This is a genomic window from Tychonema sp. LEGE 06208, from assembly GCF_015207505.1.
GTDB lineage: Bacteria > Cyanobacteriota > Cyanobacteriia > Cyanobacteriales > Microcoleaceae > Microcoleus.
Map to the genome: position 1 here is coordinate 1 of NZ_JADEWT010000115.1, position 21301 is coordinate 21301.

At 47.0% G+C, this 21301-nt stretch carries 19 protein-coding genes; 11 read left to right on the forward strand and 8 right to left on the reverse strand.

Going from position 1 to position 21301, the window contains the following annotated elements; translation table 11 throughout:
• Window positions 1-83: 83 nt before the first annotated feature.
• Window positions 84-1052, reverse strand: coding sequence for an ATP-binding protein (locus IQ263_RS23370; protein ID WP_228050294.1), 969 nt, complete (start codon window positions 1050-1052; stop codon window positions 84-86).
• Window positions 1053-1516: 464 nt separating this feature from the next.
• On the opposite strand from IQ263_RS23370, the gene IQ263_RS23375 reads away from it, so the two are divergent.
• The 5 genes from IQ263_RS23375 (at window position 1517) to rpmA (ending at window position 4767) form a co-directional block, all read left to right on the forward strand.
• Window positions 1517-2461, forward strand: coding sequence for a hypothetical protein (locus IQ263_RS23375; RefSeq protein ID WP_194070533.1), 945 nt, complete (start codon window positions 1517-1519; stop codon window positions 2459-2461).
• A gap of 110 nt (window positions 2462-2571) precedes the next feature.
• Window positions 2572-3081, forward strand: coding sequence for a DUF3122 domain-containing protein (locus tag IQ263_RS23380; protein WP_194070534.1), 510 nt, complete (start codon window positions 2572-2574; stop codon window positions 3079-3081).
• 335 nt (window positions 3082-3416) lie between these two features.
• Window positions 3417-3632: a hypothetical protein gene (locus IQ263_RS23385; RefSeq protein ID WP_194008992.1), complete on the forward strand. Its 216-nt coding sequence runs from the start codon at window positions 3417-3419 to the stop codon at window positions 3630-3632.
• A 427-nt stretch (window positions 3633-4059) separates the two neighbouring features.
• Window positions 4060-4452: a 50S ribosomal protein L21 gene (rplU, locus tag IQ263_RS23390; protein WP_194008993.1), complete on the forward strand. Its 393-nt coding sequence runs from the start codon at window positions 4060-4062 to the stop codon at window positions 4450-4452.
• A 27-nt stretch (window positions 4453-4479) separates the two neighbouring features.
• A complete protein-coding gene (gene rpmA / locus IQ263_RS23395) occupies window positions 4480-4767 on the forward strand; it encodes a 50S ribosomal protein L27 (RefSeq protein ID WP_194070535.1) in 288 nt (95 codons plus the stop codon).
• A 245-nt stretch (window positions 4768-5012) separates the two neighbouring features.
• Here rpmA and thiS read toward each other — a convergent pair whose 3' ends face one another.
• On the reverse strand, window positions 5013-5225 hold the full coding sequence (gene thiS, locus IQ263_RS23400) for a sulfur carrier protein ThiS (RefSeq protein ID WP_194009021.1): 213 nt from the start codon (window positions 5223-5225) through the stop codon (window positions 5013-5015).
• Between the two features lie 180 nt (window positions 5226-5405).
• A complete protein-coding gene (locus IQ263_RS23405) occupies window positions 5406-6488 on the reverse strand; it encodes a thiamine phosphate synthase (RefSeq protein ID WP_194070536.1) in 1083 nt (360 codons plus the stop codon).
• 293 nt (window positions 6489-6781) lie between these two features.
• Between IQ263_RS23405 and IQ263_RS28870 the strand changes: the two genes are divergently transcribed.
• Complete coding sequence (locus IQ263_RS28870) at window positions 6782-6964, forward strand: hypothetical protein (protein ID WP_228050295.1); 183 nt, start codon at window positions 6782-6784, stop codon at window positions 6962-6964.
• 13 nt (window positions 6965-6977) lie between these two features.
• The gene (locus IQ263_RS23410; protein WP_228050296.1) at window positions 6978-8720 is read left to right on the forward strand and encodes a DUF1565 domain-containing protein; all 1743 of its coding nucleotides are present in this window, start codon (window positions 6978-6980) and stop codon (window positions 8718-8720) included.
• Between the two features lie 1205 nt (window positions 8721-9925).
• On the opposite strand, the gene IQ263_RS23415 is transcribed toward IQ263_RS23410, so the two are convergent.
• The 3 genes from IQ263_RS23415 to IQ263_RS28875 form a co-directional block, all read right to left on the reverse strand.
• On the reverse strand, window positions 9926-10723 hold the full coding sequence (locus IQ263_RS23415; protein WP_228050297.1) for a peptidoglycan-binding domain-containing protein: 798 nt from the start codon (window positions 10721-10723) through the stop codon (window positions 9926-9928).
• A gap of 99 nt (window positions 10724-10822) precedes the next feature.
• Window positions 10823-11734, reverse strand: a complete 912-nt coding sequence (locus tag IQ263_RS23420) for an RNA-guided endonuclease InsQ/TnpB family protein (protein ID WP_228050298.1) — start codon at window positions 11732-11734, stop codon at window positions 10823-10825.
• A gap of 45 nt (window positions 11735-11779) precedes the next feature.
• Complete coding sequence (locus IQ263_RS28875; protein ID WP_228050299.1) at window positions 11780-12211, reverse strand: hypothetical protein; 432 nt, start codon at window positions 12209-12211, stop codon at window positions 11780-11782.
• 288 nt (window positions 12212-12499) lie between these two features.
• On the opposite strand from IQ263_RS28875, the gene IQ263_RS23425 reads away from it, so the two are divergent.
• The 3 genes from IQ263_RS23425 (at window position 12500) to IQ263_RS23435 (ending at window position 17685) form a co-directional block, all read left to right on the forward strand.
• The gene (locus IQ263_RS23425; protein WP_194070537.1) at window positions 12500-14431 is read left to right on the forward strand and encodes an SdrD B-like domain-containing protein; all 1932 of its coding nucleotides are present in this window, start codon (window positions 12500-12502) and stop codon (window positions 14429-14431) included.
• Between the two features lie 173 nt (window positions 14432-14604).
• Window positions 14605-14799: a hypothetical protein gene (locus IQ263_RS23430; protein WP_194070538.1), complete on the forward strand. Its 195-nt coding sequence runs from the start codon at window positions 14605-14607 to the stop codon at window positions 14797-14799.
• Window positions 14800-15117: 318 nt separating this feature from the next.
• Window positions 15118-17685 carry an MSCRAMM family protein gene (locus IQ263_RS23435; RefSeq protein WP_194070539.1) on the forward strand — a complete coding sequence of 856 codons (2568 nt, stop codon included), beginning with the start codon at window positions 15118-15120 and terminating at the stop codon, window positions 17683-17685.
• A 352-nt stretch (window positions 17686-18037) separates the two neighbouring features.
• On the opposite strand, the gene IQ263_RS23440 is transcribed toward IQ263_RS23435, so the two are convergent.
• The gene (locus IQ263_RS23440; protein ID WP_194070540.1) at window positions 18038-19066 is read right to left on the reverse strand and encodes a hemerythrin domain-containing protein; all 1029 of its coding nucleotides are present in this window, start codon (window positions 19064-19066) and stop codon (window positions 18038-18040) included.
• A gap of 332 nt (window positions 19067-19398) precedes the next feature.
• Here IQ263_RS23440 and IQ263_RS23445 point away from each other — a divergent pair, with 332 nt between their 5' ends.
• Complete coding sequence (locus IQ263_RS23445; RefSeq protein WP_194070541.1) at window positions 19399-20664, forward strand: M16 family metallopeptidase; 1266 nt, start codon at window positions 19399-19401, stop codon at window positions 20662-20664.
• Window positions 20665-20886: 222 nt separating this feature from the next.
• Here the strand turns inward: IQ263_RS23445 and IQ263_RS23450 are convergent, their stop codons facing one another.
• The gene (locus IQ263_RS23450) at window positions 20887-21045 is read right to left on the reverse strand and encodes a hypothetical protein (RefSeq protein WP_194070542.1); all 159 of its coding nucleotides are present in this window, start codon (window positions 21043-21045) and stop codon (window positions 20887-20889) included.
• Window positions 21046-21301 lie beyond the last annotated feature (256 nt).

Sequence of the window (21301 nt, forward strand, 5' to 3'; positions counted from 1 at the left end):
ACTTTCGGAGTTAGCTATGGCAGAAATTGAAACCCAGATTCATCGTCTCCCCAATCTTCACAAATGGTTTGTAGAAATTTTCGCTAAACCCACATAGCTATTGGATCATTCTTTTTGTGGAGGTCTCTTAACTGCTCAGTGCTGAAAACAGCTTCCCACTCATCTAAAATTATTAGGCATCGACGCTTTTGTAAACACTGAATCAGCCGCTGGATACCATCAGCGATGATCGTCTGTTCTATTGCAGTTGTGGAAGCGATTAGTTTTTCTAGATAAGATTCAAGCTGCGAGCGATCTTTGAGAGCGATCGCAGCTTGAAGAAAAACTTTTTTATCCTGACTAATTAACCGCAATTTATCTAAATCGCTTAGTGGTTTATCTGATAAAGATTCGATCAAATTTGCCAGAGTATCTGCCAATAGAGGTGCATAACTGAGGTCTATCCAAATCAAGCACTCAAACTGGTCTTTAATCATATTTCTTAGCTTAGATGCTAAAGCAGTTTTGCCAATGCCACCCATACCTAATATAGCAACTAAGCGACAGTTTTCTTGTAAAATACATTGCTCTAAGTTAGCAAGTTCTGTTGTGCGCCCGTAGAAAATAGACGTATCAGCCAACATCCCCCATTCAGTTGGATTTTCAATGGGAGTTTGGGGAGTTTGGATATAATTTATCAATGTAGGATGCAATGTTTCTACATTCCCCTTTTGTTTATAACCAAATATTTCTAGCATACTTGGGATTTCTCTCCAGTCTTTGGGTTGTTGGAGCGTCAAAACTTCTATGTAGCGATACAGCCCTCTCGATAAGTCTACTCTAATACCGGCGCATTCGCGGTGGAGTGCGGTGGCAATTTCCGGGGGACTATAATTGCAAAGCAATCCTCGCAGGTAAGTTTTTTCTAAAGGAGTGAGTCGCTGCTTTGTACTGCTAGCGTACTCTTGTTTGGCTGCTGTCAAGTCTGCATATAACTGTTCGAGATTCCAGCAAGCCGCAGCCTCTATAAACTTCTGTTCTGATATTTGTAAGGGTTTATTTAGGTGTGTCATGGTATCTTTATAATTATTTATAATTATTTACAATTTTATCTGCTTAAGGCACTAACTTTTTGTGTATTCTTCTCCCACATTCCGCACCCTCAACTGTCGCAATCGGTTTTTACTTATTTTTATCGAACCCTCCAGCTATAAATTATACTGATATACCGTATATAAAAAAATATTTTTCTAATAACATATAACTTTTTACTGGAAAAATTGATTTTTATAAGTAATTATGCTGTGTGACACCGTAGGGTGCGGAATGTGGGTTTTACTGATGTCAGACAATGTTTTATATAATTGTTAAATTTCTTTAAAATAAAATCACTTCCCGCGTTGGTATACTTTTCACAAAAATACCTAATAAAAATACTAATAGCTCTTAGGTAACTTATCAGTCTTGAGTATTTTATAAATGTAGAAGGCAGTATTTTATAACACCTGCTATCAAAAAAGTTAAGAGGACAGCTTAAATGGCATCAGTTCAAGTGACAAATCAGTTAACTACAACTGACAAGGATATCCCGACTCCTAATCCTAACGATGGTTCGGCAAGAACTCGCGCTAAAGATTACCTCTTAGACGTAGGGTTAGTTAATCAGCCTATATCAATTGATCTATTTAAAGATCTGAGCACAAGCTTCGACCCTTACCTGCAAGTCTTTCAGGTACCCAAAGGCAGCAGGGGTGCGAATGTCGCTGATGGGGCTCTTCTTCTTGCTGAGGATGATGATAGCGGCGGCTTCCCAAACGCAAAAATAGCGAGTTCTCCTGGTACTAAATACTCCAATGGGGCTTCTTTCCCGCTTACAAGTGTGCCTGGTGTGGACTATGTAGTCCGCGTGACTAGCTATAATACGTTAACACAAGTTCCTCAGCCTTTCACATTACAGGTTTCAACTCCCAGTGGCAGTGTCACCTTGAAAGACCCTATAACAGGTGCGCCTGTAAATCCAGAAGGCAGTAGTGGCGTTCCCGTGGCGCGTTTCTTTGACAAGACGGCAGGAGGGCATTTTTATACTACAGATCCAATAGAGAAAAGTGACCGACTAACCAACCCTTCTCGTTTCCAGAGTGAAGGCGATGAATTTGTTGCTCCAGGCGACGGTAATGCCAAGGTTGAACGCTTCTTAAATACGGCATCAGGAACCTATTTCTTTACGAATAAACCTGGTGAGATACAGTTTGTTCGCACCTTACCCCAGTTCCGCGATCAGGGGGAGGTTTTCAATTCATATAGCACGGCAGTTCCGGGTGCAATACCCGTCTATCGTTTTACTAACCTGGCGAGGGAACGGGAAAATTCGCTAAATATTACACACTTTTTCACAGCAAGCGACGAGCAGCGGCGTGCGGTACAGGGGAGGTCAGATTTCCGGGATGAGGGAGTTGCTTTTTATGCTCTTCCCCCTGCCTAAGCAGGCAGTTGGATTCATCTAGGTTTAAAATGAGTAGTAGGGCGCGTCGCACGCATCCTACTTTTTTATGTATTAAACTTTTGGGTAATAAGCGATATTTTGGTCATCCTATGAACAATCTCAGTAAAAAACCTTCCTTTTTCCAGGCTTTAACAATCATTAGCTTGTGTTTGTATCTAACCTTAACTCTCAGCCCGCCCGCTTTTGCCTCGATTCACAAGTATCCAGAAGCGGGCGACAGAGTAATGTTTCGTTCCGTACAAAGCCTGCGCGATACTGATGACAAAGCATGGCAAGTTGTTTTGTACAAGCGAGTAAAGTCGGGAGTAGTAAACTCTTTTAATCTAAGATTGGTAGGGTTTCCCGGAACAGAATTGCAGCACCCTGTGCCGCTGAATGTGGCTGCGGGAAGTCGCGCAATGGGCATGGCTAATGATATTTGGAGCGAGTCGGATTTGCCGGTTAATGTCGGAGAATACGATTTTAAATCAATCATTACACAAGTCGAAAGCAATCAGCCTTTGCGGTTGAACTTGCCAGTGAAAGGTGAAAAAAAAGCTGCGTTGCTGGTTCCTCCCTTTGCTGTCAGAGAATGGCGACTGTTGTTAGAAACTAACTAATCCCTGTGGCTCTAAATTGGGCTACATTTTTAAATTTAATCTCATTTTTTAACATTAGATGATTCCTAGGCAGGGCAAGGGATTGCCAGTTGGTTTCAAAGTATCCTACACTATTGATGTGTAGCTTGAGTTTCAAGAATAGCTGTTCAATCATCAATTGAATCGCATTTGTGAGTAAAAATTGATACAATGATCTACTGACAAATCGATAGTTTAAAATATGCCTTAAGGTAGATTTGACTTATTTGAAGGGCGATCGGGAAACAAACTAAAATCTGAGTTAGTCTGGTGACAAAACTCCACTGTTTACGTGCGTGCCTGCAGGTGAATCTACTATGACTTTAATCAGTACCATTGTCCAAAAAGCTTTAAAAACAGGTTATTTAACGGTTGAGGCAGAAGAAATGTTGCGACAGCAGTTGCAGATGACTAAGTACGGTTTGGAAGATTTTGAGGCTTTTATTACTTTACAAAAAGAGGTGATGGAGGGCAGGGTAAGACATCAGGCTTTGGAATTGTTGCGAAGTAGCAGGTGTTCTGCGACTGCTTGAATTTGGATAAATTGGATAAAAATGTCCAGTATCTTCTGTTTTTATCCCTAACAGTTCGCGACATTCAGACCAAAGAAACCGGGTTTTTTATCCTTACTCTGGGTGAAAACGCGCCTTTTCGTCAAAAAAAACCGGTTTATGACCGCCTTTGCGTGCAAGACTGCCTAATTAGAAAATTGCGGCGCACGGGAGAACTTGACAAAAATACCCAAATCAACAATAATTGTAGATTGTCTGTCTAAATCCTGCTCGGATCAGGTCGAGACATTCCAAAAGCTGGAGAGCAGCCGTCAAAAGTCCACAGCCAAAAGTCCACAGCCAAAAGTTCATAACTAATGACTCATGACTAATGACTGATGACTAATGACTAATGACTAATGACCAATGACTAACCAGCTACCTGTACGGCAAACCCAACGACTATCCCATGACCTACGCAATTATTGAGACCGGCGGCAAACAATTTCGAGTAGAACCGGGCCGCTTCTACGACATCGAACTGCTTCACGTGGAAGCTGAATCACAAGTCACCATTGACAAAGTATTTCTGATCCAGCACGAAGACGACGTTCATATCGGCCAGCCTCTAGTAGAAAATGCCACAGTCGAAGGAACTGTGCTGCGGCATTTCCGGGGCCGCAAAGTCCTCGTCTACAAGATGAAGCCGAAAAAGAAAACTCGGAAGAAAAAAGGACACCGCCAAGAAACAACTCGGTTTATGATTGACTCTATTACAGTCAATGGTGTTGTTTTGGCCGCGAGAGATTTGTCTCAAGCAGTTGTGGAAACTCCCCAAACTGGCGAAATTGAATCAGAATAAACAATAGTAAATAAAGTTGAGGACATTATGGCCCATAAGAAAGGTACAGGCAGCACACGTAACGGACGCGACTCTAATTCCCAGCGTCTTGGTGTCAAAAAGTACGGCGGTCAAGTTGTCAAAGCTGGCAACATTTTGATTCGTCAACGCGGCACGAAAGTTCACCCCGGTAATAATGTTGGTATCGGCAGAGATGATACTTTGTTTGCCATGATTGATGGTGTTGTGACTTTTGAAAGAAAGGGCAAAACTCGCAAGAAAGTGAGCATTTATCCTGTGGTTGCAGCACCTGTTGCCGAAGCTGTAGCAGTTTAATTTAATGCGTTCCTAGGCTATGCCTGGGAACGCATATAATTGGGGATATGCTTCCTGATTTCATATCTCAATATACCCATATCCTCGACTTCTTAAAGAAGTCGGGGATGTCATGTTTGGTAGACAATTTTTGTGATAAATTCGGAATGATTTAACCGCAGAGACCGCAGAGAGCACAGAGGAAGAGAAGAGAGAGATGAATAATTTGGATACCAAGGGATTTGGTATTATTCGCTCGCTTTGTGCTAACCTCCTCCGACGATTGTGACTACTTCTAGGATGTCACCCTCTTGGATGTTTGTGGTTTCCCAAAATTGTTTGTGCAGGATTTCGCCGTTGTACTCCACAGCTATTAAGCGCGGGTTTAATCCTAGTTGTTCTAGTAATTTTGGTAACGGTGTGTCGATCGCACAATTGCGTTTTTCTCCGTTAACTTCCAGGGCAATTTGATTTGTCATCATTTAAATATTATCAGTTTTTAGAGCTGCTTCGGTACAAAAATTATATTTCAATATGTTTGAAATGAAAAGACTCGCCGGTTTGAACTGCCAGAAAGTCAGACAAAACCCGAACTCAGACGGGTTATATCGGTATACGAAACCCGCCCGACAAATTGCTAATCAACTAAGCTAATAAACTTAGCTTGTCCCTTGCAAAGCTTTCTGGGCTTTCAGATTCTGCATCCGAATCAACTGCGATATCAAAAACTGCGTGACTAAAGTAGGCTGTTCTGCTTCCATAATCGATCGCACTACGGCAACTCTTTGAGCTCCAGCATTCAATACTCGATCTAGGTTGTTGATATCAATTCCGCCGATCGCAAACCAAGGAACAGGCGACTTATCAGCAGCATACCTCACATAGTCCAAACCCGCCGCCGGCTTGTTTGCTTTGGTGGGAGTTTCGTAGACAGGCCCAACTCCAATATAGTCGGCTCCGGCATCAATAGCTCGCTGCATTTCCTCGCCATTGGTAGTCGAACAGCCGATAATCCGTCCCGGGCCGAGCAACCTGCGCGCTTCGCCTACAGGCAAATCTTGCTGCCCTAAGTGTACGCCGTCGGCATCCACTGCGATCGCCAAATCCACGCGATCGTTCACAATCAACAAAGCATCGTAGCGGTGACAAAGTTCGCTCATCTGCCGCGCGTTGGCCAACCTTACCGCATCGTCGGAGGTTTTGTCGCGGTACTGCACCAAAGTCAGCCCGCCTTGCAAAGCAGCTTCTACGACTTGTAACAAATTGTCTCGGGGCGAAGTTACCAGATATAAGTGCGATCGAAGTAACTGCTGGTAGCGCCGGTAAGCCAGCAAATCGCTTTCGAGAGTATACACCCGATAGCGCATCTGCTTAAAAGCCTTGCCCATATTTGGATCGTAAACTTTGCCGTACTCTTCCAGTACCCGCAGAGCTTCTTCCACCCGACAGAAATTCGCCTCCAGTAGCTGCTGGATGCTCGATCGCTGCTCTTCCTGCGGGTGAGTCAACTCCGTCCCCGGATCTGCCGGCGTATCCCTAGCGCTGCGTAATTCTGCCGTGTGCCAAGCCGCCAATTCCTGACGCAGTTGTTTGCACGCCAGGGCCTTTTCGGCGTTGTTAAGACCAAACCTGCACCATTCTTCAATAATTCTCAACCCTTCGCGCGCGCGGTCTAGATTTGCATCTAAAATCCGGCAGAGTGCCGGCTGTGCCGGTAAAGTTCTGTTTTGTTTCTCGGTCATTCAGAACCACCTTAATTAAAATTAATCCTACCTTTCAAACTGCTACATTCTCCCACACAGTCAAGATTGTGGCAAAAACGACCGACCTAATTTTGGCATCAACGGATCTAAATTTGACAAATTTTTAAGTTTTAGGGAATTTGAAAAAAACAAAGCATAATAGATCAAACTTGATCAAAGTGGAATCGTTAAACTGCATACCACACTTCGGAGGAGAGCCGTCAGGTTAGCAGAGCAAAACAAAACATGGCGTTGCTGAATTGGGAGATGAAATCTGTAGGGGCAATCCCCCCGTGGTTGCCCCCACCGCCGACGGGGTAAGCACGGGGGCTTTACCCCTACAAATCCATCATACTTTCATTCAGCAACGCCAACAAAACATTAACAGCAGAAAACGCCAGCAGGCGGGTGAAATCAAACTGCGATCGCCAAAACCAGACACGAAACAGGGAATGCGAAATTTGGCTCAAAGATAAATTGTGTTTTTTTATGTTCCTAAATTCAAAACAGAGCGAGTGCAAAGAAAATCGTAGCTTGCGGGGCGGAACGCCATCGCCAAGGAAAGCTTTAAGTTCTTGCTTGCTGCTCGTCTTTGCCAGCACAGCTTTTTATAGCCCTCAAGCCTCAGTTGTCGCTGCGGGTATCCCCCCGGTGCAGCTTCTTTCTCAAGCGCCAGAAAGCAACATTAACATACTCTACGTGAGTTCTAGCGGTGGTAGCGACACAGGAGGTAACGGGAGCGATCGATCGCCATTCAAAACCCTCACCTACGCCTTAAGCGTAGCCCCGCCCAAAACAGCAATTTTACTAGCGCCCGGTACTTACAGCGCTCAAAGCGGCGAAAAATTTCCATTAATGCTCAGACCCAGCGTGACTGTCCAGGGAAATCCCAACACTCGCGGCCAGAATATTGTGATCAAAGGCGGAGGAGAATTCCTCAGCCCGACTTCGGCGGGTCAAAACATCGCAATTTTAGGCGCAGACGGGGCGGGACTCAGCGGGGTGACAGTGACAAATACCAACTATCGCGGTTACGCTTTGTGGATCGAATCGAGTTCTCCGACGGTTGTCAACAATACTTTTTCGGGGAGCACTCACGACGGGATTTCGGTAGTGGGAACTGGAAGGCCGACGATTGGCGGCAATGTTTTCTCGAAAAATGGAGCTAACGGGATTACGATTTTTGGCAGTTCCCGGCCGGAAGTTCGAGATAATGTGTTTGAAGACACTGGATTTGGCGTGAATGTAGCGCAGAACGCCTCGCCTTTGCTGATCGGTAACAAAATTACTCGGAATAAGGACGGCGTCGTGGTGCAAGCTGATGCTAGACCGGTGCTGCGTAACAATTATATCGAAAGTAACAAGCGGGACGGAATTGTGGCGATCGCCCGAGCTCTGCCGGATTTGGGAACTGCGGCCGAACCGGGGGGCAATGTCATTCGCAACAACGGTCAGTACGATGTCAACAATGCGGCGAAAGGTCAAGTAATCCCAGCTTACGGCAATCAATTGTTGAGCAATCGCACGACGGGTTCGGTAGCTGTGGCTGGAACTTTTAGCCCGCCTGCGCCCATTGCGGGCAGTGGTTTGCTGCTAACGTCCGATCGATCTGCGAGTATCGGCGGCCCTGAAACTTCTCTCCCTGTTTACACTCCGGGGCGGCTAACTCCCCGAGTTGAAAGAGCGCTAATTGCGCCACCACAGCCTGTTTCCATAAGGTCGTCTAACCCTCAGTTGCGGCAAGAAATTGCTCCGATAAATGCCACTGCTGCATCGATTGTTCCAGGGGCGATCGCAATTCCCGTACCAGATCCCGATGCTCGATCTGTTCGAGAAAGTTCAGTAGAGCAACCAATAATTTCGCCCAATTTTGATAGGTCTAGTTCGGTTTCTTCCGAGGGTAAATTGCCGGTTCCTGGCCGCAACATTCCTCTAGGAAGGGGCGGCTACGTACCTGCTATTTTAGGGGGTAATTCTGTGGCAGGTTCGGAGAATTCGCCGTCATTCGATCGAGCTATTGCTTTGGGTTTCCGGTATCGAGTTGTGGTGGATGCCCAGAGTTCCGGCGACAGACAAAAAATACTCTCCTTGGTTCCCGATGCTTTTCGGACTTTTACCAACGGGCGATCGGTAATGCAAGCCGGCGCTTTTCGGGAGCGCGAAAAAGCTGACGAATTGCTCCAAATTCTCACCGTTAACGGTTTGAATGCTCGCATTGAAGATATTAAATGAAATGGGCTTGGCAGTTGCCAGTTGTTTGTTGTCAGTTGTTTGTTGTTAGATCAATTCCGGTTGCATTCCTCATGATGTTGACTGTTGACTGTTGACTGTGAATCGAATAACTGAAAATTGCACCGAGATAGGTGGTGATTTGTAAAAATCCTTCATGAATTGCCCTCTAATTTATCACCTGACGATGCAGCCGGAAACGATATTATTAAGCTGTAACGTGTAGCGCAAATAAACATTGCATATTCAGGGCGGGACACCCCACTCATTGTTTTATTGTTTTTTGATATACAGTTTAAATGCCGCAACAGCTTATTAGCTAATGCCAACCACCAACCACCAACTGCCAACCACCAACTGCCAACCACCAACTGCCAACCACCAACTGCCAACTGCCAACTGCACGCAAAATTTTAGGGCCTAGCATATCGGATGCCAGACCCTAAAACATTTGTGAGTTAAATTGATTCAAGTGGGTTTTTAGCTGTGCTGAAATCCAGCAAAACTACTACTAAAGTTTACTTTTTGGCAATTGCTCTGCGGGCGATATAGCTAATAGCGGAGCCTATGCAGACTTCTGTGTTTGACTGCGCGATCGCCATTCTAACTTGTTGACATTCGATTTCTCAAATCGCCTCAAGCTATTTCACAAATCTCGATCGCAAGATCAACCTTTCTTTGCTAATAAACTATACGATTCAGGCATGGCCTGCGAACTAGAGTCGATCGGGACAAATACTCTAATTTCAAATTTTTTATCCAAGTTTTTTTTGCTTCTTGGTTCTGCCCCTCATGTATTTAACATAACACCAACTTCCGCCATGACAATACTTTCTTTACTAAACTTGACACTTTTTAAGTCATTAGTCATTAGTCATTAGTCATTAATCATTAGTCATTAGTCATTAGTCCAACGTCATGTTTTGCTGTCGCCTCGGAGCTTTCCGTACAGCGTCATCAGGAAGAAGGTATATACAGCAGGCTTTTTAGAGTTCCAGACTGTATGTTTAATTAGGTTGATGGACTTAACAATTTGTACGATCGCCCGTTAGCCCTCGCAGAGGATCGCGCCATGTGCATATAGCGGTTGTCAAGAAAGTGAGGTATGCCCGGCGCGGGCCTATGCCCTGCGCGGGCCGATGCCCTGCGCGGGCCAGCGACAGCTCATCTTTCTGAGAAATGCTATATCCGACAGTATTTGCTGGCTTTCAGCGCAGCAAAGCTTCCCAAGTAGCGCGGCCGACAATGCCGTCTGCTGGTAGTTGATATTGTAGCTGAGCAGCCTTGACAGCAGCTTGAGTTTCCGCCCCGAAAACGCCGTCAGCACTAACGCGCAAAAATCCCTTCGCCCGCAGTCGTTCTTGCAAATCTCTGACCGCCGGGCCCCGCATTCTTCTTCTCAAAATCGGAAAATTGGTGGGCTGCGGTTGTGGGTTAATCTCTGAGTTTTCTGCCGTTGCAGGATTGTTGGCGATCGGGCTTTCGATCGCCCCAGGAGTCGCAGGAAACAGCCGGTTCCAAGTATCTTGACCGACAATACCGTCTGGGGCGATGCCTGCTGCTTCCTGGAACTGAGACACAGCTTTAGCGGTGCTTTGCGAGAAAATCCCGTCTACACTGTCAGCGTAAAATCCCAACAACGCAAGAGCAGCTTGAAGTTCGCGCACTTCCGAGCCGCGGCTGCCCAATTTGATGGCGGGACGGACGATCGCACCTGTTTGGGCTGTTTGGGCGATCGGGCTATTATTGTTAGCGGGTTCGGAGGCCGGTAGCTGTGCAGCAGCAGGAGTAGAGGCGATCGAACTTATTGCCAAAAAACCGCACAAACCCCAGCCTAGGGGCCAACTCAGAACCTCGCGAGCTTCATTCCAGCGTGCTGTCTGGTTTCGGGACATGGAAAATTCGACCTCTGTCTGCACAACTCTTGGCGATCGTACATCAAATCTGGCAAAAATTGGGCATCGGGCATCGGGCATCAGGCATCGGCCAAACAGGGCATCGGGCATTTTTGATTCTCAGCGCTTCCCTCCGAGCAAAAAATTAATCCCCTGAAATAGCTGCAATTGGCAAAAAAACTGCTAGATTGCCGTAGAGCAAACAGTCAATTACCCATCACCAAGCGGAGTACCGCTATGATGAGGGCTTGTATCTACGCTCCACCGCAATTCTGAAAACCTTTGCAGGATATCAGCTTTAGTTTCATCGCGCGACACATCGGGGGATACTGACAAGCTCCCCGTACTCGTCCAGTCTTGCCGAACGAGCAACGTTCTCATTGCAATGTTTCGCGCCCCAACCAAATCAGCGTGTAATTCATTACCACAACATTCACAGCGAAACATTAGCCCCTTGTTCGGTCGATTAGCCTTCGAGGTATGCCCACATTTAGGGCAACTCTGCGAAGTGTAATGCGCTGGAACTTTAGTCGCTAAACTACCAGTCAAATTAGCTTTGTAGTGAATGTAACCGTGTAATTCGGCGAAAGACCATCTAGCGCTGTTCCGATTAGCTTTGCGCTGTTTCTTGCTTGCCTTTTTGCCAGATTTTGACTTCGTTCTTTCACGGATTCCGGTCAAGTCTTCCAGTCCAATCAAGCTAACCGGCTTGGCTATTTCTTTACTGATTTGGTGGTTCACATCAGCGATAAACCGTCTCTCCCGTCCCGATAAAGCGATTAATCTTCGCTTGGCCGAACGGGTGTCTTTACGCTGTAAAGTTCTTCGAGCCTTCTGATATTGATTGGCTCGATGTCGTGATGCTTTACCGGAATAGAAGGCAGACTTATTGTTGAGGTCTGTTTCTACTGCCAGATATCTCATTCCCACGTCAACACCAGCAATTCTGGTGATGGTAGTTGGCTCAATATCTGGTAATTCAATCTCAATACTTACCATTAAATAGTAAGTTTTGGAAGAACGCTGGTAAACTATCTTCGCTGCTCCAATTTTTGAGCAGGATCTGATTAAGTCTAAGTGTTTATTCCAGCCTTCATAAGAGACAACGATACGACCATTCAATGTTCCAATGCTGACTTGCTGACCGGGCTTAAAGGAATAGTCGCGCTAGTAATTCAAGGTCGCGGTTCGAGACGAGTATCTGGGAGCTTTGTCAAGCCCTTTAAATCGCTTCTTAGTGTATCCTTTTTTTATTACTTCGCTATTCTGTTTAACCTTTGTCATCAATGCTTTAAATGTTGCAGCGACTTGCCTGGGTACGTTACACGCCATCTGCGCGCCTAACTTAAAATCAGAGCGCAAATTGTTGTAAACCAGTTTTTGCAACTTAGCGCCCTTGCTAGACTTGCCATTGTCGAAAGCAATTACCGAGGTATAGTTCAAAGCGTCACGATAAGCTAACGTAGTATCGCGTACTACTGATTTCTGATCGGCTGTGAGCTTTAACTTTAGTTTGGCGGTGATAACTTGGTTCATGGTTTCAACAGACTCTGTAACCATCTTATCTGTTGAAAACGCCAAAGGCAATAGTTCGGGCAAAGATTTGTTCGCTTACTGGCGTTGCTGAATTAGGAGATGAAATCCTCCGGGCAATCCCCCTGTGGTTGCCCTCACCGCCGACGGGGTAAGCACTCTTTGCTTTACCCCTACAGACCCATCATACTTTCATTCAGCAACGCCACCGATTTTTCTGCCCCGTTGCGATTGTTCGCAAACTTTGGAGACGCGGGTTTATGTCTCCATCGTCGCGGGTGGGTCTTTGACAATTAAAATTGTATCCAATATAAAGCCGTCCTACAATAACGGGGTTTCCACCCACATTTTCCGATGACAAAATCCAGCATCCCCACCAGAACCGCCAGCCAAATAGACATCGGCAACGTCAACATCGGCAACTTCCAAGTCGGCAGCATCAGCGGCAATAAATACAACGATTTCAACGCCAACGGGCGGCCCGATGGCGGCGAAGTGCCAATTCCCAACTGGCAAATCTACCTCGACCTCAACAACAACGATCGACTTGACTTTAACGAACCTTCCACCGTCACCAACGCCCAAGGCAACTACACCTTCGCCAACCTGCCGCCTGGGACTTACCAAGTTAGGGAAGTCCAGCAGCCGAACTTTCGCCAAACTACGCCCAATCCCGCACCCATCACGATTAACAGCGGGACTTTTGCTGGCAATATCAATTTTGGCAACAACTTCAACGCCGGGACGATCGCCGGGACAAAATTCAACGACATCAACAGCAACGGCCGCCAAGACCCAGGGGAACAACCCCTAGCTAACTGGCAAATTTATCTCGACCTCAACCGTAACAACAGGCTCGACGGCGGCGAACCTTCTACTATTACAAACCTTCAAGGCAATTACGCATTTGTCAATATTCCTGCAGACACATATTTGGTGAGAGAAGTCCAGCAACCGGGTTTTATCCAAACTACGCCAGACCCTGGCCCGATTAACGTTACTTCCAATGCCAATATCAACAACGTCAATTTTGGCAATGTCTTTTTTGTCGGCAGCATCAGCGGTATTAAGTACAATGACCTGAATGCCAACAGCATCCGAGACGCGACTGACCCGCCTCTGGCTAACTGGCAAATTTATCTCGACCTCAACGGCAACAACAGCCTCGATCCGGGCGAACCGAATACCATCACTAACCCGGAAGGTAACTACACTTTTGGCAATGTTTCCCCCGGCCGCTATTTGGTGAGGGAAGTTCAGCAGCCCGGATGGGTTCAGACTACGCCAAATCCAGGGGCGATCGACATTACGGGCAACACTAACGCTGTCGGCGTCAACTTCGGCAACAATTTCCCCACCGGCAGCATCAGCGGTTTCAAGTTCAACGACCTCAACGCTAACGGTATCAACGAACCGACGGAACCGAGAGTTGCCAACTGGCCGATTTACATCGACCTCAACAACAACAACGCTAGCGATCCCAATGAACCTTCGACTTTAACCAACCCCCAAGGCAATTTCTCTTTTATCAACTTGCCCCAAGGCACTTATTTCGTGAGGGAAGTCCCGCAGCCCGGTTTTCGACAAACCACGCCAAGTCCGACTCCCATTACCGTCGGTAACGGCACAAATGCGACTAACCTCAGCTTTGGTAACGTGTTGGTAACGGGGACGATTAGCGGTGTCAAATTTAACGATTTTAATGCCAACGGTCGCCTCGATGCCGGGGAACCGCCGATCGCCAATACCCAAATTTACATCGACCTCAACAACAACAGCAGTTTAGATCCGGGCGAAGCGAGTACCTTGAGCGACAGTCAGGGGAATTACAGTTTCCGCAACGTTCCGGTAGGTAGTTACGTAATCCGGGAAGTTCAGCCTCCGGGCTTCATTCAAACGACTCCGCCTGCGGTGGTTGTTGTCTCGGCAGATGTTCGGGCTAGCACTATCGATTTGCTGACGGGAGAGGCTGAGGGTCGATCGGCTAAATCTTTGAGTGGCGACTCGCTGACGGATGGGGGCAACTCTGCGGGTGCGGAACCGGAGGCTTTGATGGCGGCGGATAGCTTGCTTTCGAGCGCTGGTCGTGCTATTTATCCAATTAGTGATTTTTTGGTCGATCGACAAGCGGCGAGTTTAGGCAATCTTCCTAACTTGGGGCAACAGAATGTCGGTCGGGAGCCAAATACACAAGTGGGTGAATTTGTCAATAAAAACGAATTAATTAATTGGAATCTCGGAAACTCTTTCGTGCCGTCGGGTGCGAGGGATTTGTCGGTGATGTAGGGTAAAAAAAAGTAGGCGCGGCGCGGCGATCGGGAACCGGAATCGCCACGAAGCCCAAACCGCCGATCGACAGTGGGAAGTGGTTAAAGGGCGATCGCGTGATACCGTATTGTTGGCAACCTCCAACACTCAAGCCTGAGTTCCGGCAACTCCGAAGCAGGCTTGTATATTGGATGCAAGATTCAGAGGCTTTAGGATCGATCGTGAGTGAGAAACTATCAGACAGTTCCCCAAGGCCGACCGACATATTTCCAGGCAAAGCAAGTCAGTTCGAGTCCGATCGCTCGATCGGTCTAAAGTTTTTTCAGGTTGGCAATCCCAGAGGCTGCGATCGCCTCTTCACAGCGAACCGTGACAAACCTGAATGATGCAGCCTGACTAGATATCGGGGAGAACACTAAGTCTTAGGCTTTTTAAAGCTCGAAACAGCAAGTAAGTAGGGACACAGAAGGCGTGCAAATCTTGAAGAGGTTGCCCTCAAATTGCCAGGGTTCTTCAAAACCTGATATACTTGCCAGCGACAAAGCTTGAGGCATTGTTGTGTGAGATGGGGAACATTACCTCAAGCGCAGACGTATGTAAAATCGAGTGGCAATTGTCAGCGACTAGCAAAAGCTACTCAGCTATTGACAAACCCATACAGTAGTCTGTAATTAACGTGGATTTAGGTGTGAAGGAGAGAAATCATGGCAGATTTAACTAACGAAGAGCGGATTGCCCAGCAATTACAGGTTGGGAATGCAGGCCCGGCAATTATAGGCATCAAGTTCAATGACTTGAATGCGGATGGGATCAGACAGGCCAATGAACCGGGTCTGGCAAACGTCCCCATTCTCCTCGAACCTGCGGTCGGCAGCAACGGCACATTAGATGCAGGGGATGTCTCCGTACTGACAAACGCCAACGGATCGTTCTCATTCATCAATCTTGTTCCCGGCAACTACGTACTCACAGAAACCACAGTACCCGCAGGTTTCCGTAGTACGACTCCCAATCCCCTCGCTGTAACTGTTGGAAACACAAACGCCAACGTTTTCTTTGGCAACACCCAAGTTGTGGGCAGCCGGATCGTTGGATGCAAATACCTAGACGTAAATGGCGACGGCTTTCGAGACGGGAATGAACCGGGCATTAAAAATGTCAGGATATATCTTGATATAAATGGCAACGGCCAACGCGATGCAGGCGAACCCAACACCCTAACAGACAAAAATGGTGCGTGGTCGTTTGACGTAGCGCCCGGAACCTACAAAGTTCGGGAAGAACGGATCGCACCACAAGTTGATGCAAACGGACTAAGAGTTAACAGTCCGACCGCAGAACCTTTAGAAACACAAGATTTCCCCCAAAGCACCCCACCCAACAACATTCCCGTACTCGACGTAACGGTAGCCGCCGGCCAAACCTTTGCCTGCGCTCAAGTTGGTGACACTCCGCTCTATCAAATTGAAATTAACAAATTTCGGGACCTAGACCGCAGCGGCACGCGAAATGTGGTCAATGGAGTTTTGGAATCCCCCATTGCTAACGTACCCTTCATTTTAGATTTGAACGGTAACGGTCGCTGGGATGGAGCCGCCGCTGAACCAGTTGCCATCACCGATGTCAACGGAGTGGCTACCTTTAAAAATTTGCGAGCGGCCAATTATTCAGTTTTGGAAGTTTTTCCCCAAACCTCTCTGAGCGAAGTAGGTGGGCCTAACATTCCTCCCGGCAATCTCAATGCTCCAGTAGCAACAACTCCCAACCCCGCTCTGGTTTCTGCACCAGGCCCGCAGGCACGGTTCCAGGCCTCGATCAGCAGAGAGCAACCGCTGTTAGTAGCAGACTCAACCTATACACTGAAACCAAACGACCCTAAATTCGTAGACAACAACTTAGACGGCATCCAACAGCCAGGGGAACCTTCTATTGCAGTCACGGGTGTACGACCGATTTTTGCGAACACGCCTTTGGCTTTCCCAGCGACTAACCCCTCACCGGCACTTACCTTTACTCCTGTGGGAGCTAATACTGGCGCTGGAACGAATGCTGGTGTGGGCAACACTCGACCTAACATCACTGTATTCAAATACAATGACCTGAACGGAGACGGTCGCTACGAGCCAACTCAGGGTGAAGCACCCCTTAGCGGTGTTACCGTCTTCATCGACACCAACAATAATGGGGTTGCTGACACCGGAGAACAACAAATACAGACTAATGCCCAAGGAAGAGGAGCATTTACCAACTTGGCGACGGGCAGTTACACCGTGCGAGAAGTCGTACCGGCTGGTTTCTCGCCTTCTACATCTGTTGCTGTTCCCGTGACTCTGAGCACTCAGGACGCTAACGTTACTTTTGCCAACACGCCGAACAGCAACATCACCGGTTGCAAATTCGAGGACTTTAACCTCAACAGCTATCGAGACGGAAATGAACCGGCGATTCCCAACGTTACTGTCTATCTCGATACGAATAACAACGGTGCTTTGGATGCAGGGGAAGCCACTACGACTACCGATCAGTTTGGTCGCTTTGCGTTCAACAATTTGACTCCGGGTACTTACAACCTTCGAGAAGTACCTCCTCCTGGTTTCTTCCAGACGACTCCAGCGCTGAATATTGTTCTGGGCCCCAATCAAACTTTTACCTGCGCTTTGATTGGCAACTCTCGCACCTATGACCTGTCGGTGCCTAAATTCCGAGACGACAACCGTAACGGCACACAAGATCCAGGCGAACCGCCCCTGGTCGATATCCCATTTACTCTGGATTTGAACAAGAACGGCCGCTACGATCCGGCAACTGAACCTCTGGTAAGAACGGATGCTAACGGGATTGCTGTATTTCCCAATTTGTTCCCTGAGAACTACTCGGTTTTGGAAGTCTTCGATCCGAGCGTTCAAAATCCGTTCCCGATCCCAACCGGGCCCAATCCTGTTACCTTTAACGTGCCGGGCCCCAATACTTCGCCTTCGGTGCCTCTACCAGCGGCAACAAGAACTGGTTCTAGCATCGATTTGCTGACTGGCGACGCGGGTGTTGCGGCTGCTAGCACCGATCCTTTGACTAACGGTGGCGGTTCCGCTGTGGTGCAAGCGAGCAGTGTCGATAGCTTGCTCGCTCCTGAGACTGCTGGCGTAAGTAGCTTTATTGACTTCAACGCTTTGAAAGACGCGGCGGAAGCTTCGATCGTATCGTTTTTAGAAGCTCAGAAGCTTGATGAACCTAAATTAATGTTGGGCGCTCCAACTTCGACTCCGCTGTTTTAAGGTTAGTTTGAGTCTCTAGTTTCAGACTCAGCAATTAGCAGCTAGTTGGTTTAAACTGCACGTCAAAATATAATTTTGGGGTGCAGTTTTTTGCGATCGCGACTTGTGCATAAATACCTTTAGGAGTTATATCAAGTAATATCCCGGCCAGAGGAAGAGTTTTTGAAATTGTCAGTTATTGGCCAGTATTGTTGGTCAACTCGCCCCTACAAGTAATATCAAATCCATCTCAATAAAGTAGAACATTGGTGTTAAACAAAACAGTAATCCCGCCACCTTGGTAGCGGGATTGATAGGTTGCAGTTGAGCTATTCTCTAGTTTTGCCAGAGTGGAAATTAGCTTGCTGCTGAATTAGCTCATCTTAGCCATTTCTTGCTGAATCGTGCTTTTGGCTGCTTTAAATTTAGTAGCCATTTGTTCCATTTGGGCTTCGCTCAGGTTGCGGCGAATTTGAGGGAACATATCGCCTTCTTCTTGCTTGACGTGATCCTGAACCGCTGTTTTGAGCAGTTTGATTTGAGCTTTGAAATCCGCAGAACTAGGGTTCATAGCCTTGATTTTGGCGAGGATTTGCTTCATTTCTGCTTGCTCGTCGTACAGTTCTTGGGTATCCGTGTAGTAGCTGCGAACTGCGGGATAAACTATTTGTTCTTCGGCTTCTGCGTGCACGCTTAAGTCTTTGTAAAGTTGACCGAAGAATTCTTGCAGTTTTTGAGGATCTTCGGTTTTTTCGATTTCCATAAATATGGTATCGACTTTGCGGTGATCCATTGTGATGATTTCGACAATGTTCATCTCATCTTTGGTGCGGGTGACAGCACCGCCGATGATGCCGCTCATAGCAGCGACGGCATCTTGGACGCGAGCCCAAACGCCTTGATCGGGGTCTTTTCCGGTCAGTTCCCGCACGCCCAAGATTTCGAGAACTCCTTTGAGTTGTTCTTGGTGAGCGCGGTTTTCAAAGTTAACTGTGTTGAGGGGAGTAATGGCTGCTTCGATGTCTGCGCCGACTACTTGAGCGGCTTTGTGAACTAACATTCCGGCCATTGTTTGTTGGTGTTTGAGCAGTTCGTGCTGACCCACTTTTTCAAACATTGTGAGTTCAGAACCTTTCATTAGTTTGTGAACTGCTTCGATCATTTTTGTGGTGGTTTCTTTGGGTTCGCTTTGAACCCCGTATTGGACGATCGTAGTTTCCAGTACGCCCAAGTTTTTGCGATCGTCTTCGAGCATATCGCGGAAGCGATCGCGCAGTTCGGAGTCGCTGCAGGAATTGATGAACAATTGTTCGTTAGCAATCAGCAGATTTTGCACTGCTTTCATGTCTGCTAATTTAGTTGCGATCGCTTGGCGCTTGGTATCTTCTAAGGTAGCTACCATCTGTCGTGTCTCCTCTCGATGTCTTTAGTGTTCTTTCGTGTTCTGATATCTTTTAATTTATTGGAATATTCCGATCGCTTCCTCTTTCTCCCGACTGATTCATTAATATCCCGCGCAACCTATTGACTTTTAAACAAAAAAATGGTATTAGATTAAGGCTAAGGTCGTTTTAAAAAAAAGCCAAAATTACCCTTAATAACAGCCAACAGTCAACAGCCAACAGCCAACAGCCAACAGTCAACTGAGTTTTGTATCAATTAATCCAGATCGCAAATCAGTAAAGCGTTACCATAGTTGCAGCCGAAGTTAACTAAAGTTTAAGAATAACTAGCTTGTCTCAACTGCTCGCTGCTTTAGAGTTCCCAGCCAATGTCTGGAAGCTGCACAATGGGTTAACGGTCATTCACCAACGGATGCCGGCCACACCTGTGGTTGCGCTAGACGTGTGGGTGAAGGCTGGCGCTACGCGGGAAACCGATGCTTGGTCGGGAATGGCTCATTTTCTCGAACACATGATATTTAAAGGGACGGATTCGATCGCCCCAGGACAATTTGACCGGGTAATCGAAAATCGCGGCGGTGTCGCCAATGCAGCTACAAGTCACGACTACGCCCATTTTTTCGTCAACTCTGCGGCTGACTATTTAGCAGAAACGGCGCAGCCACTGGCAGAATTGCTGCTGCGGGCTGCGATTCCCGATGCAGAATTCGATCGCGAACGAGATGTGGTGCTCGAAGAAATCCGCCAAGCTCAAGACAGTCCCGATTGGCTGGGTTTCCAAGCAATGATGGAAACAGTTTACCAGCGACATCCCTACAGGCGATCGGTACTAGGAACCGAAGAGTTGCTGATGTCGCGAACTCCCCACGAAATGCGGTGTTTTCATCGGTGGCACTATCAGCCGGATAATATGACTGTGGTGATAGTCGGGGGAATTGATGAACAACAAGCCAGAGACATCACAGAGAAAGCATTCGATCGATTTTCCGATCCGTGGGAATGTCCCAAATTTGCAGCAGAAGCGGAACCGCCACTGGTAGAAATCCGCCGTCAGGAACTCCGCATCCCCCGACTGGAACAAGGGCGGCTGATGATGGCCTGGACTGGGCCGGGAGTTGAACAGTTGCAAAATGCTTGCGGCTTAGATTTGCTCTCAGTGTTGCTCGCAGACGGGCGGACTTCGCGTTTGGTCAGGGAACTGCGCGAAGAATTACAATTGGTAGAGGCGATAGAAAGCTCTTTCTCGCTACAACGGGAATCTAGTTTGTTTACTATTAGTGCAGTCTTGGAAGCGGATGATATCGAAGGAGTGGAAGCTCGGATTTGCGATCGGCTTTGGGAATTGCAATCTGAGCCGGTTTCGGAGGCAGAACTGATGCGCTGTAAGCGTTTGCTGTGCAATGACTTTGCTTTTTCGATCGAAACGCCGGGACAGTTAGCCGGTCTTTACGGATATTACAGTACGATCGCCACTGCCGAATTAGCGCTCAGCTATCCCACCACGATTAAAGCATTTCAACCATTAGACCTGCAGCGCCTAGCTCAACAATATTTATCTCCCCGTCGCTACGCGGCTGTGGTGCTCAAGCCTGTTTGATTGTTAAGCAAGTGAATATCAATAGACTTCAGATTTCACAGGAGAAGTCACGGGCTCGATCGAGAAACCGCAGATATCAAACAGATAAACACTGATTCACCCAGATGATTTCAGGGTATTTTCCGATTTTGCAAAAGAGGTCTAATATCTTTTGTACCGGATAGATGTTTGTTTGTCCGAGGTTTTTTGCGCTTACGGCGCAGCCGGATCGAGTAGATTTTGTTACCAGAAAGTTGGGTCTAAAGCCCCGTCCTTATATAGCAATCCTAAATCATTATCACGTGCGGCGAACATAAATGTGATTTCCCCCAAATCCATCTGTAGGGACACGGCAGTGCCGTGTCCGGGAGACGGCAATGCCGTGTCCCTACAGACAATCATTTAGGATTGCTATAGGAAGGCTTTAATTACAAGAACTGTGAAGACTTGTTAAATATACAGACTTATAGGTAAAAGTTTTAGCAAAAGTGATAAACTATTCCAATGATAGTTTTAGAGTTTAAGTTGAAAGGCAAAGCAGAGCAATATCGAATCATCGACGACATGATTCGGACGGCTCAATTTGTCAGAAACAAAACTCTTAGACATTGGATAGACAACCAAGGAATTAAGTTAGTAGACCTGTACAAACAATGCG